The sequence below is a fragment of the Halomonas citrativorans genome (assembly GCF_900163645.1).
Classification (GTDB): domain Bacteria; phylum Pseudomonadota; class Gammaproteobacteria; order Pseudomonadales; family Halomonadaceae; genus Vreelandella; species Vreelandella citrativorans.
In genome coordinates, this window is the sequence record NZ_FUKM01000057.1 from 1 (window position 1) to 16,062 (window position 16,062).

15 protein-coding genes and 1 pseudogene are annotated in these 16,062 nt (G+C 53.6%); 6 read left to right on the forward strand and 10 right to left on the reverse strand.

Going from position 1 to position 16,062, the window contains the following annotated elements; genetic code table 11:
• Positions 1-297 precede the first annotated feature (297 nt).
• On the forward strand, positions 298-1,764 hold the full coding sequence (gene nhaD / locus CZ787_RS13875) for a sodium:proton antiporter NhaD (RefSeq protein ID WP_087110217.1): 1,467 nt from the start codon (positions 298-300) through the stop codon (positions 1,762-1,764).
• Positions 1,765-1,894: 130 nt separating this feature from the next.
• Here nhaD and CZ787_RS13880 read toward each other — a convergent pair whose 3' ends face one another.
• The 4 genes and pseudogenes from CZ787_RS13880 to CZ787_RS13890 form a co-directional block, all read right to left on the reverse strand.
• A complete protein-coding gene (locus CZ787_RS13880) occupies positions 1,895-2,497 on the reverse strand; it encodes a CBS domain-containing protein (protein ID WP_087110219.1) in 603 nt (200 codons plus the stop codon).
• Between the two features lie 100 nt (positions 2,498-2,597).
• Positions 2,598-2,978: a sensor histidine kinase gene (locus tag CZ787_RS19275; protein WP_419866539.1), complete on the reverse strand. Its 381-nt coding sequence runs from the start codon at positions 2,976-2,978 to the stop codon at positions 2,598-2,600.
• Between the two features lie 159 nt (positions 2,979-3,137).
• Positions 3,138-3,893 (reverse strand): annotated as a pseudogene (locus tag CZ787_RS19280) (sensor histidine kinase N-terminal domain-containing protein); the annotation flags it as partial.
• 56 nt (positions 3,894-3,949) lie between these two features.
• Positions 3,950-4,630, reverse strand: a complete 681-nt coding sequence (locus CZ787_RS13890) for a response regulator transcription factor (protein WP_087110223.1) — start codon at positions 4,628-4,630, stop codon at positions 3,950-3,952.
• A 117-nt stretch (positions 4,631-4,747) separates the two neighbouring features.
• On the opposite strand from CZ787_RS13890, the gene CZ787_RS13895 reads away from it, so the two are divergent.
• Together CZ787_RS13895 and CZ787_RS13905 are read left to right on the forward strand one after the other, a co-directional pair.
• A complete protein-coding gene (locus CZ787_RS13895; RefSeq protein ID WP_087110225.1) occupies positions 4,748-5,647 on the forward strand; it encodes a GNAT family N-acetyltransferase in 900 nt (299 codons plus the stop codon).
• A gap of 406 nt (positions 5,648-6,053) precedes the next feature.
• Positions 6,054-6,515, forward strand: coding sequence for a c-type cytochrome (locus CZ787_RS13905; RefSeq protein WP_087110227.1), 462 nt, complete (start codon positions 6,054-6,056; stop codon positions 6,513-6,515).
• 52 nt (positions 6,516-6,567) lie between these two features.
• Here CZ787_RS13905 and rep read toward each other — a convergent pair whose 3' ends face one another.
• Positions 6,568-8,637 carry a DNA helicase Rep gene (gene rep, locus CZ787_RS13910; RefSeq protein WP_087110229.1) on the reverse strand — a complete coding sequence of 690 codons (2,070 nt, stop codon included), beginning with the start codon at positions 8,635-8,637 and terminating at the stop codon, positions 6,568-6,570.
• A 76-nt stretch (positions 8,638-8,713) separates the two neighbouring features.
• Here rep and CZ787_RS13915 point away from each other — a divergent pair, with 76 nt between their 5' ends.
• Positions 8,714-9,184, forward strand: coding sequence for a tRNA (cytidine(34)-2'-O)-methyltransferase (locus CZ787_RS13915; protein ID WP_087110231.1), 471 nt, complete (start codon positions 8,714-8,716; stop codon positions 9,182-9,184).
• Here CZ787_RS13915 and pyrE read toward each other — a convergent pair whose 3' ends face one another.
• Positions 9,185-9,850 (reverse strand): orotate phosphoribosyltransferase, encoded by a 666-nt coding sequence (gene pyrE / locus CZ787_RS13920; RefSeq protein WP_087110233.1) that lies wholly within the window; start codon positions 9,848-9,850, stop codon positions 9,185-9,187.
• 141 nt (positions 9,851-9,991) lie between these two features.
• Between pyrE and CZ787_RS13925 the strand changes: the two genes are divergently transcribed.
• Positions 9,992-10,759, forward strand: coding sequence for an exodeoxyribonuclease III (locus tag CZ787_RS13925; protein ID WP_087110235.1), 768 nt, complete (start codon positions 9,992-9,994; stop codon positions 10,757-10,759).
• A 71-nt stretch (positions 10,760-10,830) separates the two neighbouring features.
• On the opposite strand, the gene rph is transcribed toward CZ787_RS13925, so the two are convergent.
• On the reverse strand, positions 10,831-11,568 hold the full coding sequence (gene rph, locus CZ787_RS13930) for a ribonuclease PH (protein ID WP_087110237.1): 738 nt from the start codon (positions 11,566-11,568) through the stop codon (positions 10,831-10,833).
• Between the two features lie 129 nt (positions 11,569-11,697).
• On the opposite strand from rph, the gene CZ787_RS13935 reads away from it, so the two are divergent.
• Positions 11,698-12,576, forward strand: a complete 879-nt coding sequence (locus CZ787_RS13935) for a YicC/YloC family endoribonuclease (protein ID WP_087110239.1) — start codon at positions 11,698-11,700, stop codon at positions 12,574-12,576.
• Positions 12,577-12,817: 241 nt separating this feature from the next.
• Here the strand turns inward: CZ787_RS13935 and CZ787_RS13940 are convergent, their stop codons facing one another.
• From CZ787_RS13940 to dcm, 3 genes are read right to left on the reverse strand one after another with little or no spacing between them, the layout of a single operon-like run.
• Complete coding sequence (locus tag CZ787_RS13940; protein WP_087110241.1) at positions 12,818-13,276, reverse strand: very short patch repair endonuclease; 459 nt, start codon at positions 13,274-13,276, stop codon at positions 12,818-12,820.
• The gene (locus tag CZ787_RS13945) at positions 13,260-14,483 is read right to left on the reverse strand and encodes a type II restriction endonuclease (RefSeq protein ID WP_087110243.1); all 1,224 of its coding nucleotides are present in this window, start codon (positions 14,481-14,483) and stop codon (positions 13,260-13,262) included. Before CZ787_RS13945 ends, CZ787_RS13940 begins: the two co-directional genes overlap by 17 nt.
• 48 nt (positions 14,484-14,531) lie before the next feature.
• Positions 14,532-16,028 carry a DNA (cytosine-5-)-methyltransferase gene (dcm, locus tag CZ787_RS13950; protein WP_254908627.1) on the reverse strand — a complete coding sequence of 499 codons (1,497 nt, stop codon included), beginning with the start codon at positions 16,026-16,028 and terminating at the stop codon, positions 14,532-14,534.
• Positions 16,029-16,062: the final 34 nt, after the last annotated feature.

Consider the following 16,062-nt stretch of genomic DNA (forward strand, 5'->3'; position numbering starts at 1 on the left):
ATGCAGCTATTGCATGGGAAAACTTAGCAGATATCACTTTTCGTACAAAACCTAGCATCTTGTCTTAAGTAACACCGGTGTTGTTATAGATGCTGAGTTCGATGTATGACATATAGAAACACCTTAGCGGAAAGCTCTGGTGTTGCACTCAGTTTCTGCGGCTAAGCCCTATAAAACAGCGTTATAAGGTGCGACAATTAGGCGCATCTTGCGAGTCAGCGCTGCGTTGCAGCAGTTTATTAGCGTGCTTATCATGGTGGCACGCTCTCTCCCCACACCTGTCAGGATCACGCTGTCATGAAACCACAAAACGTCCTTGCACCTCGGCTCTCAGCTCGCCGGGTCGCTTGGTTGTTGATTGCTCTCTGTGCTGTTGTCTTTCCTTCTCTCTCTTATGCCGATGCAGGTCCACTGAATTTAACGCTCTCTCTTGCCGGTATTACGTGTGTTGGCATCTTTGTACTTGCCTATGCGCTGGTAATGTCTGAAGAGCTTCTCCACATGCGTAAATCCAAGCCAGTTCTGGTAGCGGCGGGGCTTATTTGGGCCATCGTGGCATGGGTGTATGTGCAGGCCGGTATGCCTGAAGAGGCAGAAATCGCCTTTCGGGAAACGTTGCTCGAATACACCGAACTACTGCTGTTTTTGCTGGTGGCGATGACCTATATCAACGCCATGGAAGAGCGACGTATATTTGACGCATTGCGTGCCTGGTTGGTGCGCAAAGGGTTTAGCTACCGCAGCCTTTTTTGGATTACCGGTTTTCTCGCATTTGGTATTTCTGCGATAGCCAACAACATGACCACGGCTATGCTGATGTGCGCGGTAATCCTGAAAGTGGCTGAAGGTGATAACAAGTTTATTAGCCTGTGCTGCGTTAACGTGGTGGTGGCCTCCAATGCTGGCGGCGCATTTAGCCCGTTTGGGGATATCACGACGTTGATGGTTTGGCAGGCAGGACAAGTGCCGTTTAGCGGTTTCTTTGTACTGTTATTACCCGCTATCGTTAACTTTATGGTGCCTGCGGTCATCATGAACTTCTTTATTGTTAACCGCCAACCGGCAGCACTTACTGAAAGCGTCTGGCTCAAGCGGGGCGCACGCCGGATCATTGCGCTGTTTTTGCTGACCGTTGCCATCTCCGTACTCTGCCACTCGGTTCTACACCTGCCGCCTGCAATGGGCATGATGTTTGGTTTAGGACTACTGCAGTTTTTTGGATACTACCTGCGGCGCAGCCTGCCGCGCTCGTTAGAGCGTAAGCGGGTACGTTATTCACGCCGGGGCGACTGGAAGAAACTGGAGCAGTTAGGCAGTGTGGTGCCGTTTGATATCTTTAGCCGTATCGCGCGTTCTGAGTGGGATACGTTGCTGTTCTTCTACGGCGTCGTACTGTGTGTGGGCGGGCTTGGCTTTATGGGGTATTTAAGCCTGCTGTCTGAAACGCTCTACGGCAGTTGGAATCCCATCTGGGCTAACGTTGTGTTGGGGCTGATTTCAGCCGTGGTGGATAACATTCCGGTAATGTTTGCCGTGCTTTCCATGGCGCCCGATATGTCTGAAGGCAACTGGCTACTGATTACGCTTACCGCCGGTGTTGGGGGAAGCCTGCTCGCCATGGGGTCAGCGGCTGGCGTTGCCTTGATGGGCCAGGCACGGGGTATTTATACCTTTATGGTTCACTTGCGCTGGGTGCCGGCTATTTTTCTGGGTTATGCCGCTAGTGTAGCGACACACTTATTTATCAACGCCTCCATGTTCTAGCGGTTGGGTGTTAATCTTTAGGGATTAACACGGTATTGATAGAACACTAAAAAACGCCCCTTACCGTTTTTGGTAAGGGGCGTTTTAGATGATAAATACGTTTAACAACAGCTAACGGATACTTTTCAACTTACAGGTCGTGGCCGGTAATCACTTGGCAAATATCGGCAAAGCTGCTCGCTACGGGAACCACCGTACTGACTTGCTTACCCACGGTGTTTTGAATATCGGTGGCTGATATTAAGCCACGAATGGTCAGTGCGTTATGATCGTCGTACTGAGTGATTAACAGGTGCTGTTCAGTCACGTCTTCCATGACCAAGACAAGGTCTTCAATCGTCAGCGCCGAGAGCTGTTCCAGCGTCATCGCACTTAGTTTGTCCCAGGATGTCATGATCATATCCGCGGTTATTTCGTCGCGGTCAAGATTACGCTGCTGCATGGCCAGATTAATACGGCGTGTGCCGATCAGCTCTTTGGCGGTAAGAATACCGATGCAGTGCTCATTTTTGTCGGTTACAAACAGAAGCCGCACACCGCTATAACGCATTTTGAGATGCGCCTCGTCAACAGGCGTGTCGGCGGCGACTGAATGAGGTTTCAGCGTTTGAAAGTCGGTAAGTACATCCAGCGCTGAACTTTCAGTCGTTAACCGCTTGGCACTCGGCGACTTAAGGCGTGGAGCGGCGCTGAATTTAATTAACGTTTTTGGTGCAAAAGCCACTTGATTCATCAGGGAACCTCCATTTTTATTTGGCCAACTGCTTACTGCCAATCAGCCTGGTACCCTCAGAGTCACAGTTAATTCTTATCGGAACCTTAAGGCTTGAAAACTAACCTTGGCCGCTGTGGCGATTAAGCGTGACCTGTACGCGCAAACCGCCCCCTGGCGCATCATCAAATACCAGGCTGCCCGCATGCTGCGCCACTATCCGTTCCACAATGGATAACCCCAATCCTGACCCAGCGCCGGGGCCTGCGCGGTGAAAGCGCTCTGTAACAGCCTTGCGGGCTGATAAAGGAATCCCCGGGCCTTGGTCATCCACCACTAAAATAATGGTGTTCAATTCCGCCTTAAGCTGCACGTGGATAGTTCCTTGAGGGGGAGAGTGCTGAATGGCGTTGCCCACCAGGTTTTGCACGAGTGTTCCCAAGGTGCCAGGGACTTCGTTTAACGCCCACTGGTCTTGTTCATCAGCCTCTAGCTGCAGCATTTGCTGTTGTTGCTGGGCGAGGGGAAGTAGTTTGGCCAGCGCGTCACGCACCTCAAACAGCGCATCAACAGGGCGTAATGGCAGGCTTGTTTCATCCGGGTCAAGCCTTGCCAGCGTTAACAGTTGGCTGACCAAATGCGTCGAACGGGCAACGCCTTGGCGCAAATAATGAAGCGACTCCTCACGGTCCTGTGGGCTTTCTGCGGTCAGGGCGTTTTGGGCATGAAGGTCGAGTACGGCAAGCGGCGTACGCAGCTCATGGGCGGCATCGGCGATAAAACGTTTTTCGCGCTCGCGTAAACGCTGGATGCGCATCAACAGGCGATTGAGTGCACCGGAAATAGTCGCCAGCTCATACGGCAGAGGCGAAAGCTTAAGGGGTTGAAGGTTATGTGGGTCTCGGTTGCGGATTTGTTCTGCCATTCTCGACAGAGGTGAAAGCCCCCAGCCGATGCTCCACCACAATAAAGACGTTAATACGATTAACCCAATAAATTCGGGCAGCAGCGTACGCAGCGCTACCCGCCTGATCAAACGTAAGCGGATGTCGTCACGCTCACCCACGATGACCCTGCGCCCCTCTGCAAGCGAAAGCGTATAGGTTTGCCACGTTTGCCCCTGGTATTGTTGCCGGGTGTAGCCACTTTGCGATGCGGCAAGCGGCGCTAATGGTGCATCGGTTGAGCGCAGCAGTAGTTCATCGCCTTCCCAAAGTTGAAAGACAAGCGCTTCAGGATTGCGCTGCTTGGTTTGCAGCGTATTTTCTACGCTTTGCAGAAGTGCCTGCTGATACGCGGGCGGAATAGGCGCTTGCATGAGTTCACCCAAAAGATGCGCGTGTCGGGCAAGGCTTGCATCGTGCAACTGCTGAATTTCGTGCGTGGCATAACGGTAGCTAACCACGCTAATGACCATAATACTGAGCAGAAACAGCAGCAGTGTGAGCCCTAACGTTCGCCGACGGATAGAGTTCACTGCTCGCCTCCCGGCGGCGCCTTATCCATCACATAGCCAATTCCGCGTACGGTGCGAATCACCTCAGGAAACAGCTTGCGCCGTAAATGGTGAATATGGACTTCAATGGCGTTGCTTTCTACATCCTCATCCCAGCCATAAATCAGGCTGGTAAGTGTATCGCGGGTAAAGACCCGGCCCGGGTGGCCCATAAATTCCTGTAACAGGGTAAATTCGCGTCGTGAAAGGGTAATGACGTTATCCTGATAGCTGACGCTTAGGGTAAGCGGTTCCAGGCGGATGCCGCGACACTCCAGGTGATTATCCAATTGCCCCTGGCTGCGCCTTAGCAGTGCCCGCAAACGGGCCTTGAGCTCTTCCACTTCAAAGGGCTTGACCAGGTAATCATCGGCCCCAGCATCCAGCCCCGCTATGCGGTCATTAATACCGTCACGGGCGGTGAGTACCAATATCGGAATTTGGCTGCCTTGGCGGCGTACCGCCTTGATAATGTGTAGGCCATCCAGACCCGGCAAGCCCAAATCGAGAATGACAGCATCAAACGGCTCAGCCTCTTTAAGAGCCATAAGCGCGCTATTGCCATTATCCAGGTGGTCAACCGTATAGTGTTCCGGCTTGAGCGCCAGGCGAATGCCCGAAGACAAGCTGGCGTCGTCCTCAACCAGCAGTATGCGCATGGTGTCAATTACTCCTGTAACAACGGCCCAGTTAGAAGTAACAAAAGGTAGCATCGTTAGGGGGAGTCAGTCAGGATTAACATCAACGAAAGCAATGCAATGGCGCCATGATTACTAATGAAACCGATAGTCGATAGTGCTTTTGTGAGTATCTGCCCTTCAACGCAGCGCCGGGAAGCCCTGCTGCATCTAGCGGCGGTACATGAGCCGTCCTTACAATCGACGCTGCATACCGCCTTGCAATCGGCCACGCAGGCAGCCTGGGAAGGGCTATGGATCTATCAGCAGCGCGGCCGTATTAGCGGCGCGCTGTGGGTGCAGCCGCTAGCTCACGCCACCGCACAGCTATGGCTTCCTTGCCAGGATGACCCAGCAAGCCAAGCCTTACTAAGCGCTGCTCATGATTGGGTAACCACGCAGGGAATAACGCTTTGCCACGTGGTATTGCCGCCCAGCCACTATGCGTGGGAGGCAACGCTGCTTGCGCATAATATGGTGCGCTTGGCCAAACTACACTATTTGTCCATTACGCTGGCGGCCACGGAGGCGGTACCTTCAACGGATTCGCCAATTCGGCTAGCGCCTTTTAGTGAGCTAAGCACCGCCGCGCAAACTGCCCTGATCGATTCCATTAGCCAAGGCTCGCTGGACTGCCCAGCACTGCGAGAATCACTTTCCAGCGAAGCCCTGCTAGCCGGTTTTTACGACCAGGCACCTACGGCACCGAACCATTGGTATAGCGTTAACCTGGGCGATGAGCGGGTGGGCGTGTTGCTGTTAGCGCCGCGGTCGGCTCACTGCTGGGAGCTTTTATTAATGGGCGTCACGGCGCAATGGCGCAGCAAGGGCATCGGTCGAAACGTGTTAACCGCGGCTTTTAACCTGGCGATTAACCAAGGGGCAAACGAGATGATATTGACCGTCGATGCTCGCAATACGCCCGCTTGGCGCCTTTATCAGCAGGCGGGGTTCATCGGTTATGCCGAGCAGCGTCTGCTTGCCTGGAAAAATGCTTAGCTTATCGCTTCAAACCCATGATGAAACACGAGAATTTCTCTGGCCAAAAGGTAATATTAAGCCTGCTGTTTAATTTCTCTTCTATACTGTTAGCGCGGTATTGAGGAATGCTTCTTTTATTCATGGAGGAAACGTTATGAAAATTTTGCTGTGGATTATTATCTTTATTTTTGCCGTAGGCCTTCTTACCCTTACGGGCGTCTTTAAGCTGATCTTCTAAACGTAGGCCTTTAAATCACCGTTTAGACTCTTTTGTTATTGCGTCACCCGATAGGTGGCTCTCACCTATCGCCCTCTGGCTATCTGTGAAAAAAAAGATATTATCTTCCCGGAATTTTTCCTGGAACACGGTTATTGATACAGGATTAAACGCCGCTATTATGGCGATAAACGCCAAGGGGGCAGGGTGAGTTTCAAATGTATGCTGGGCGGGATAGTCGCGTTAGGGGTGCTATCGAGCGCCGCACTTGCTGATGCAGAGGCCGAGGATGCAGCGCTTGCCGAGCGCCTTGCGCCAGTTGGTAAGCTTTGCCTGCAAGGACAAACATGCCAACGTGCGGTGGCCCAGCCTGAACCTGATGCTTCCTTGCCAGAGGAGCCTGAATCGGAAGATATCGCCGCCCATTACGATGGTGAAGCGCTGTACGCCAAGGCTGGCTGTGGCGCCTGCCATGCGGCAGGCATTGCGGGCGCTCCGGCAACGGGCGATAACGCCGCCTGGGCCGCACGGCTCGCTCAAGGCACTGACACGCTTTACGCCAACGCCATTAAGGGGATTGGCGCGATGCCACCCAAGGGCGGCCGGTTTAATTTCAGCGATGATGAGATCAAGGCAGCGGTCGACTACATGATCGAAGAGGTCGAATAACCTATCCACAGGCGGTTTCGGTGATCCGCCTGTGGATAGTTTGGTCTGGTCGTTACCCCAACAGAGAGCGCAGCCCGGCAATTGCATCCTTGCCGCGCGCCTGCTTCTTGTCCGGGTCCTCTTTATCCGCCCGACCTTCCCACTCCAGGTCTTCCCCGGGCAGTTCATCCAGAAAACGGCTGGGCTGGCAATCCATCAGCTCACCGTAGGCTTTGCGCTGGCGGGCAAGCGTGAGCGTGAGCGTACGCCGCGCCCGGGTAATACCCACGTAGGCCAGGCGGCGCTCCTCTTCCACGGTGCCCATTTCAATGGCATTGCGGTGCGGTAGCAGATCCTCTTCAAGGCCCAGTAGGTAAACATGCGGGAACTCAAGCCCTTTTGATGCGTGCATGGTGAGCAGCTGTACGCGGTCTGAGTCATCCTCTTCGGCCTGCTGTTCCAGGATATCGCGCAGCACCAGCCGGGAAATCGCCGCCTCCACACTGTCGGTTTCGGTCGCCTCTGAGGCGGTATCCTCTTCCGGGTCACGGTTAAGCGACTTTTCCAACTGGTCGATCAAGATCCACACGTTGGCCATGCGCCGTTCAGCAATAGTCGGCGCACTGGCGTTCTGATAAAGCCACGCCTCGTAATCCATATCCCGCAGCATGTCGCGGATGGCGGCAATTGCATCGCCCTGATCCATGCGCTTGCGCACACCGTCAATAAAGTGGGTGAACCGGCTTAACCGCTCGACAGCGCGGGTGGGCAGCGTCTGCTCCAGGCCCATTTCATGACACGCTGCAAACAGGGAAATCGTCCGCTCGGTGGCATAGTTAGCCAGTTTCTCAAGCGTGCCTGGGCCAATCTCACGGCGCGGTACGTTTACTATCCGCAAAAAGGCATTATCGTCGGCAGGGTTGATGAGTAGGCGCAGGTAGGCCATGGCGTCCTTGATCTCATTACGCGAGAAAAACGACGTGCCGCCGGACAGTTTGTAGGGAATTTGGTAATGCTGAAGCTTGAGTTCTAAAAGCCGTGCCTGAAAGTTGCCGCGATAAAGGACGGCAAAGTCGCGCCATTCAGCCTTTTCCTTGATACGCCGAGTCAGCATTTCGCTGGCCACCCGCTCAGACTCTGCCTCTTCATGGCGATTCACGATCACTCGAATCGGTGCACCGTCGCCCATATCCGACCACAAGGTTTTATCGTAGACGTGCGGATTATTGGCAATCAGCGTGTTGGCCGCGCGCAGAATCGTCCCGGTCGAACGGTAGTTCTGCTCCAGCTTGATCACCTTTAGGCGCGGAAAGTCCTCGCCCAGCGTGATCAGGTTCTCGGGACGTGCACCGCGCCAAGCGTAGATTGACTGATCATCGTCGCCCACCACGGTAAAGGTCGAGCGCTCGGCCATCAAAAGCTTCACCAGCAAATACTGGGACACGTTGGTGTCCTGGTACTCATCCACCAACATGTAGTGAATCTTGCGCCGCCACCGCGCCAGTGCCTCGGCATCGTTTTTCAAGAGCACTACGGGCAGTAGAATCAGATCATCGAAATCCACCGCGTTGTAGGCTTTTAGATGACGGTTATAGGCTTCATATACCCGAGCGGCAAAGTGTTCATCGTCATCGGCGGCAAATGAAAGCGCGTCGCTGGGCAGCACCAGGTCGTTTTTCCAGGTGGATATTTTGCTCTGCACGGCATTTATCTGCTCGGCGTCGACCTGGGCGTCCTTGTTCATCAGGTCACGCAGCAGCGCCTTGGCATCTTCCGGGTCGAACAGGGAAAACCCCGGCTTGTAACCCAGCGTCTTCAGCTCGCCACGAATAATATTAAGCCCCAGAGTGTGAAAGGTGGAGACGGTAAGGCCATGACCCTCCTTGCCTTTCAACATTTGCCCTACGCGCTCTTTCATCTCTCGGGCGGCTTTGTTGGTGAACGTGACCGCCGCAATCCGGCGCGCACTCATTCCGCACTCCTGAACCAGATACGCAATCTTGGTGGTGATAACGCTGGTTTTGCCGGAACCCGCGCCCGCTAATACCAGGCAGGGGCCATCAATGTAGCGCACGGCTTCCTGTTGGCGCGGGTTAAGACCTTTAATGCGGCTAAGAATGGATTGCGGGGGCGAGGGCGTCATTAGGCACGTTATCCTTGGCGGTTTTTCATCTACAATCAGGCGTTTCTACGCGCACAACATGGATAGGCAGGTGGTGATGTTTGAAGTAGCGCTGTTTGAGCCGCGTATGGCACCCAATACGGGTAATATTATGCGCCTGGTAGCCAACAATGGCTGTCGTTTACATTTAATCGAGCCGCTGGGCTTTGATCTTGAAGAAAAAAAGCTGCGCCGTGCTGGGCTTGATTACCGCGATCTGGCTAATGTGACGCGTCATGCTGATTTTGCTGCGTTCCAAAAAGCTCTGCCTGAGCGGCGAATTTGGGCAATTACCACCAAGGGTACACGGCCCCACAGTGAGGCAGATTTTGCGGCTGGCGATATACTGCTGTTTGGCTCTGAAACGGCTGGTCTCTCTGCCGAGGTGCATCAGGCGCTGCCAGACGCCCAAAAGCTACGCATTCCCATGCAGCCCAATAATCGCAGCCTAAACCTTTCCAACGCGGTGGCTATTGTGAGCTATGAAGCGTGGCGCCAGCAAGGTTTTGCTGGCGCACTTGCTACTTAGCTAGGCGGCAATACCGTAGCGGTCACGATAAGCGCGCACGGCTTCTGCATAGGCGAGCATTTCGTCACCAGTATGCTCTTCAAGGTAAGTAAGTACTTGCTCAAGCGTGACGATGCTCACCACCGGCATGCCATACTCGGCCTGGACTTCCTGAATGGCGCTCTGCTCGCCTTGGCCGCGCTCCTGGCGGTCCAAGGCAATTATCACGCCGCCTGCACGGGAACCGCTTTGCTCAATCAGGCTCATGACTTCGCGGATGGCCGTACCGGCGGTAATCACATCATCAATGATCAGGATATCGCCCGCCAGTGGTGCACCCACAATGTTGCCGCCTTCGCCGTGGGTTTTGGCCTCCTTACGATTAAACGCGTAGGGCATGTCCTGGTCATGATGATCCGCCAGTGCCGCAGCGGTCACTGCCGCCAGCGGAATGCCCTTGTACGCTGGGCCAAACAGCACATCGGCTTTCAAGTTGCTGTCGACAATGGCCTGGGCATAAAAACGGCCTAACTTGGCTAGTGCGCGGCCGGTCTGGAACAGTCCAGCGTTAAAAAAGTAAGGACTTACTCGCCCAGATTTAAGCGTAAATTCACCAAACTTAAGAACGCCCTGCTCGATGGCAAAGGCGATGAATTCGCGTTGGTAGGGTTGTAGAGTGGTAACCACGGCGTTCCTCATTAGGCGGATGATTTATGTCAGCACAAAGGCGACAATAAAACGCAGGTAAATAGCAAGAATAAGAGGGTCTATTTACCCAAACGTCTAAACGTCGGGTATCATACAGCAGCGACGCAAAAGGGACGATTTATGAAAATTGCCAGCATCAATGTTAATGGTATACGTGATGCCGTCGACCGTGGCTTCCTGGACTGGCTGGCTCAGCAGGACGCCGATGTGGTTTGCGTGCAGAACATCAAGGCAAAAAGTTTTGAATTAGGTGACCATATTCTTTATCCGGAAGGCTATGAAGGCTATTTCCTGGATGCGGAAGAGGATGGATTCGCCGGTGTTGGGCTTTACTGCCGCAAAATCCCCAAGGCGATCATGTATGGCTTGGGTTTTCCGCAGTGCGATCACGAAGGGCGTTTTCTGCAGGCGGATTATGACCGCTTCAGCATTGCCACCTTTTTGATGCCCGATGGCAGCGACCAGAAAGCCAAGCAGGCGTTTATGGAGCAGTACCAGGAGTACCTGACGAAGATGTCGCGCAAACGCCGCGAATACATCATCTGTGGTACCTGGAATGTGGCCCATAAAACGGTCGATTTGGCCAATTGGTCGGATAACCAGCTCACCTCTGGTTTTCGCCCCGAAGAGCGCGCCTGGATGGATCAGGTGCTTGGCCCAACAGGGTTTATCGACACCTTCCGCGAAATAAATCGCGATGCTGGCGAATACACCTGGTGGCCGAAGCTTGACCAAGAGGTGCCACGTAGCCGTCAAGAAGGGTGGCGGATCGACTATCAGTTAGTCGGCCCCAACTTCCGTCGTCACGTGGTCGACGCATGGATTGATAAAGAGGCAACTTTCTCCGAGTACGCCCCGCTAATTGTCGAGTACGATCTCGCCCTTTAAGCATCTTTCCCGCGTCGCCGTTAACCAATGAGCCGACCATGGTCGGCTCATTGCGTTGGTGATTAAACGGTCTAACCGCGAATACCCAGCGCCTCACGCTGATGCTCAAGTAGCTCAGAGCCCGCCTTTTCGGCCAGGTCCAGCATGGCGTTTAGCTCCGTGCGGTTAAACGCGCCTGCCTCAGCCGTGCCCTGTACTTCAATCAGCTCGCCGCTTTCGGTCATCACCACGTTCAAATCGGTATCGGCCTTGCTGTCCTCGGGGTAGTCAAGATCCAGCACCGGTATGCCTTTATAGATACCCACTGAAATCGCGCTGACCAACTGTTTGAAAGGATCGCTTTTAATCTTCCTCTCACGCTGCAGATAACGAATGGCATCCACCAGCGCGACACAGCCACCCGTAATTGATGCAGTACGCGTGCCGCCGTCTGCCTGAATGACATCGCAGTCCACGGTGACCGTGAATTCGCCCATCTTTTTCAGGTCGACCGCTGCCCGCAGGCTCCGACCAATCAAGCGCTGAATTTCCAGCGTGCGGCCACCCTGTTTGCCACGTGTCGCCTCACGCCCACTGCGTGAGTGGGTCGCACGGGGCAGCATGCCGTATTCCGCGGTGATCCAGCCCTGGTTTTTGCCGCGCAGCCAGCGCGGTACGCCCATTTCTACGCTGGCATTACACAGCACTTTGGTATCGCCAAACTCAACCAGTACGGAGCCTTCCGCATGACGGGTATAGTCACGGGTCAGGCGGATCTCACGCAGCTGGTTGGCCTCGCGACCACTGGGGCGAACAACTTCAGGACGCATAGCACCTCACAAAAAGCACTTCACAAAAAGCGCATAACTAGGAAAAGCCTTCCATTGTACACGTCTTAACGTTCAAGCCTGCCCTTATCGGGTAGACTGAGGAAAACGCGTTCTCAAAGGATAATCACCATGGCCACTTTACGTCGCGTACACAGCATGACCGCCTTTGCCCGTGTTGAGGAGGCTGCTTCCTGGGGCACGCTGCACGTCGAAATTCGCTCGGTGAACCAGCGTTACCTGGAACCGCATTTTCGGCTACATGAAAGCCTGCGCGATCTCGAGCCGATACTCCGTGAAGCCCTGCGAACCCGCTTGGCGCGAGGCAAAGTAGAGTGCAGCATACGCTTTGAAAGCTCAGAAACCGTACAGGCCCCTACGGTAAATACCGCGCGCCTGGCCGCGATTTCTGATGCGCTTACGGCTATCCAGCAGCACGTGCCCAGCGCCGTACCGCCCACCACACTTGAGCTTTTAAACCAGCCTGGCGTGATGGAAACCCAACACCTGGATCAGGGCGCCATCAAAGCCGCTGCCAAAACGTTGTTTGAGCAAGCGCTGGAGGAACTCATCGATGCCCGAGCCCGTGAAGGCGACAAACTCGCCGAAATGATTAGCACGCGCCTTACCGCGGTAAGCGAACAGGTCGCAACCGTCAAAAGCCTGTTACCCCAGCTATTAGAACGCCAGCGTGCCCAACTGCTGGAGCGTCTGGAAATGGCCAAAACCGAACTTGACCCCCAGCGGCTGGAAGCTGAGCTGGTACTGGTTGCCCAAAAAGCCGATGTAGACGAAGAGCTCGACCGTCTCACGGCCCATGTTGAAGAAGTCAGCCGCCAGCTCACTCAAGCCGGTCCTAAAGGCCGCCGTCTGGATTTTTTGATGCAGGAGCTAAACCGCGAAGCCAATACACTGTCATCTAAATCCATTGTGGCCGAAAGCACCCGCTGTGCGGTAGAGCTTAAAGTGCTGATTGAGCAGATGCGTGAGCAGATTCAGAATATTGAGTGATGTCGACGCTTGTCTACCATGATCCAGCTTAAGCCACCGCTAGGTGGGTAGTAAAATGCCATGCTACCCATCATTGAGGCAGAATTTCGTGAAAGTGCTACCCCTTTTTGGCACATTTCGGTGTCCGGAATTAGTTGACCACTACAAACAGCGTCTTTTACGCGTCAGTAATTCAAAACGTTGTTTGGAAGGGGGGAAGATGAAAGTAGACGTAACCCTCCAGTGTCGAGAAAAGTCATTTTTAGCTCCTGACACGTGGCGGCTTTTCGGGCCACTCTGAAAGGGCGATTTCGCCCTCGATAGCATCTATCACCACCTCGAATTCCTGCGGGCAGTGTTTCACGCCACACTCCCAGACAACGATGACACGCCATCCTTGAGCCTCTAGTTCGGCCTGTTTACGCGCATCTCTGCGTACGGTCTCGGCGAGCTTGTTCTGCCAGAACTCCTTTTGGCTGGCGGGCGTTGTCGCATAGAAGCAGCCCTCATGGCGGTGCCAAAAGCAGCCGTTCACAAAAAGAGCGACCTGATAAACAGGAATCACAAGGTCTGGTTTACCGGGCAAGTGTTTCGCATGGGCGTCAAAAGAAATATGTCGTTTCTCTAGCTCCGCCTGAACAAACCGCTCCGGGACAGTATTTTTGCCCTTGATAGAAGCCATCATTTTTGATCGGGTGGAACGATCAACAATATCCGCCATGATGGTGCCCGCGAATAAATTCGATGAAGCTGGATAGCGTCTCGACGCTGCCTTGAGCGTAAAACGGCTGCAGCGGCGATGGAATTACCAGCTGAACGCCAGCATCCCGCATTTCCGTAAGCTGATGTTCTGATATGCCGGGTTGAAGGGTAAGCAAGTGCTTTAAAGGAATACGCTTCGCTTCATTCAGAACTTGCCGCCAGCGGTCCTTGCAGGTGGTTTTGACGCCCAGCATGTGAAGTCTTGAAGAAGGGAAATCAGGGTGTTGATACGCCTCACTATCGGGAAACAGGAAGTCCGGCTTTGAGCGCTTCTCGGTTCTGGCACCGCGCTCAAACGGTAACCTGTGCTTGCCAAATATCCACTCCAAGTGGTTCTCCAGGGCGTGCCCGGCTCTGGATTTTCTTCGGTTCTGAACACTGAGAGAGAAGCTGATAAACGCGTCTACATCTTTGGACCACCCGTTGGCATGCTCTACCAGATGTTCACTGACAACGTGCCGCTCCAACTGCTTAAAGAGTATTTCTTCGCGCTCGATCAATGCCATCAACGTATCGTCTGGCGCGGACATGGGATTAATATCATGCTGTAGCGTTTCAAGCGCCAGCCCCGATAGTTGCCGAGTGGTGGGAAATTTCAGGTCGAATCTTTCAAGCAGTAGGTCTAGCCAACTATCCTCATCAGCACCTGCTCTAAGGACGGCTATCCCAGCTTCTTCAGCAATATAGTTGAACAGTGAAACCGGAACCTCGACGCGGGTTGGATCGATGATTTCAAGCGTCGTACCAGGCTCTTCATGCACACCGAACAGCCACAAAAGCTCTGTTCGAAGCTCACTTTCCTGGGGAACGATAACCAGCAGCAGAGACCCATCAGGCCGGTGAGCATAAATCAGGGTGTCGCCCGCCGCCGCAGACTTCAGGGGCTCATTGCTGCTTCTATAGTACAAACGAAACTCTGCACTACGCGCCGGGTCCTTCTCGCGTGCATCGTACCAGGTTAACGTCCCATTCTGAGAGAGCCTGTCGGCGTCATCATCACCCATATAGAGACATGTGCTATCAATCCAGCGCCGCTCACTTCCGAGAATTTGCCGGAGCTTCTGGACACCTTGAAGCTCATGCTGGTTGGACTTTCTGGGGTTAACCTCAACCTCACTCAGCAACTTTACACCAACGCCTGTAAAGTGAGTGGACAGCTTTTCCATACGTCTATGGCCCCTGATATCCTGGTGTTCAAAACTCTGGCAACCCCGTTACTGCGCAAGGGGAATCTCGATCTGTTTTTGGTCTTCTTTGGCCTTGATAGACTCAATTTTTCGGGCAGCAAGAATTCGAGATTTCATTAGCTTTGCCACTGACTCAAACACTGGAACAACCACCGAGTTACCAAACTGCCGGTAGGCCTGGGTATCGGATACCGGGATGACAAAGTTGCTTTCACCCAGCTTATCAAAGCCCATTAATCGTGCGCACTCTTGGGGCGTCAGCCTTCTTGGCCGATGCGTGTGGTTGTGTTCACTATAGAAATCCAGTGCGTCATCAAAACCCCGATCTACCAAAATCTCCGAGCCGTCCTTGTGATAACGGGCTGACAAGGTGCGGGCCACGTCGTGGAAGCGGGTCAAGCCAAAGCCGAATCCGTTACCCTTTTCACGGTGCTTCTGCGCGTACTTGTAAAGGTACTCCCACAGTTTAGGCGTCAGGATGTACTTGTCATCGACGTCCTTATCCAGGAGTTCGCCAAAAGAGGGGCGCTCCTTCGGATACATGTTGACGATGTCTTTTAGAGTGAAGCCATCATGAACACCAAGGTCTCGACGAAAGCCCACAAGCACAATCCGCTCACGATGCTGAGGAAGGAAGTGTTTGGCATCGATAACCTTGGGGTCCTGGCCTTTGGGAGCGTTAACATCCGCCACTTCATAACCCAGCTCATCCAGCGTCTCACAGATCACTCGGAAGGTTTTACCCTTGTCGTGGCTCTTGAGGTTTTTGACGTTTTCAAGCAGGAAAGCCGCCGGCCGCTTGGCGGCCAGAATCCGCGCAACGTCAAAAAACAGTGTTCCCTGGGCATCGCACTCAAACCCGTGTTTTCGGCCAAGAGAGTTCTTCTTTGAAACCCCTGCCAGAGAAAACGGTTGGCACGGAAAACCTGCGAGTAACACGTCATGATCAGGAATCTGCTGATCAATGTGTTTATAGGCGGTATCTTCGTCAATCTCGAGGTTAGCGCTCAGCGTGACTTCGCGGATATCTTCGTTGAATCGATGCGTAAGCGGATCGCAGAAATGATTCGCTTTATAGGTGCGTACGGCGTACTTGTTCCACTCAGACGTAAACACACATTCGCCACCAATGGCTTCAAACCCTTTTCTTATTCCCCCAATACCGGCGAACAGGTCAATGAATCGAAAAGACGGCTTGATATCATTGGGTTTAGGCGTTGGCAGCATGGACACCATGCGCTGGTAGGCGGCACGGGTAACCTTGGGTTCAGCCTTTCCTTTGGCCCAGCGATTGATGGTTTCTCGGCACCAGCTCCCCTTATCAGCCTCGGCAAGTGCTTCTGCGATGGCTCTTTGATCGTAAATTTCCAACAGCTTGTTCAAAAGAGCTCTGTCATCAAGCCTCTCATAGGGCGATAGAGAAGTACCTGCTGGTTGAGGAGCCGCGTCTGAATCAGCAGCGTTATCAATATCGAAAAGGAGGGTCATGAAGTTCTCTGGGTCAAATGTGTGACGATCTGCCACGATTGTAGACCCATCGTTCGGTATTGGCGAGGCC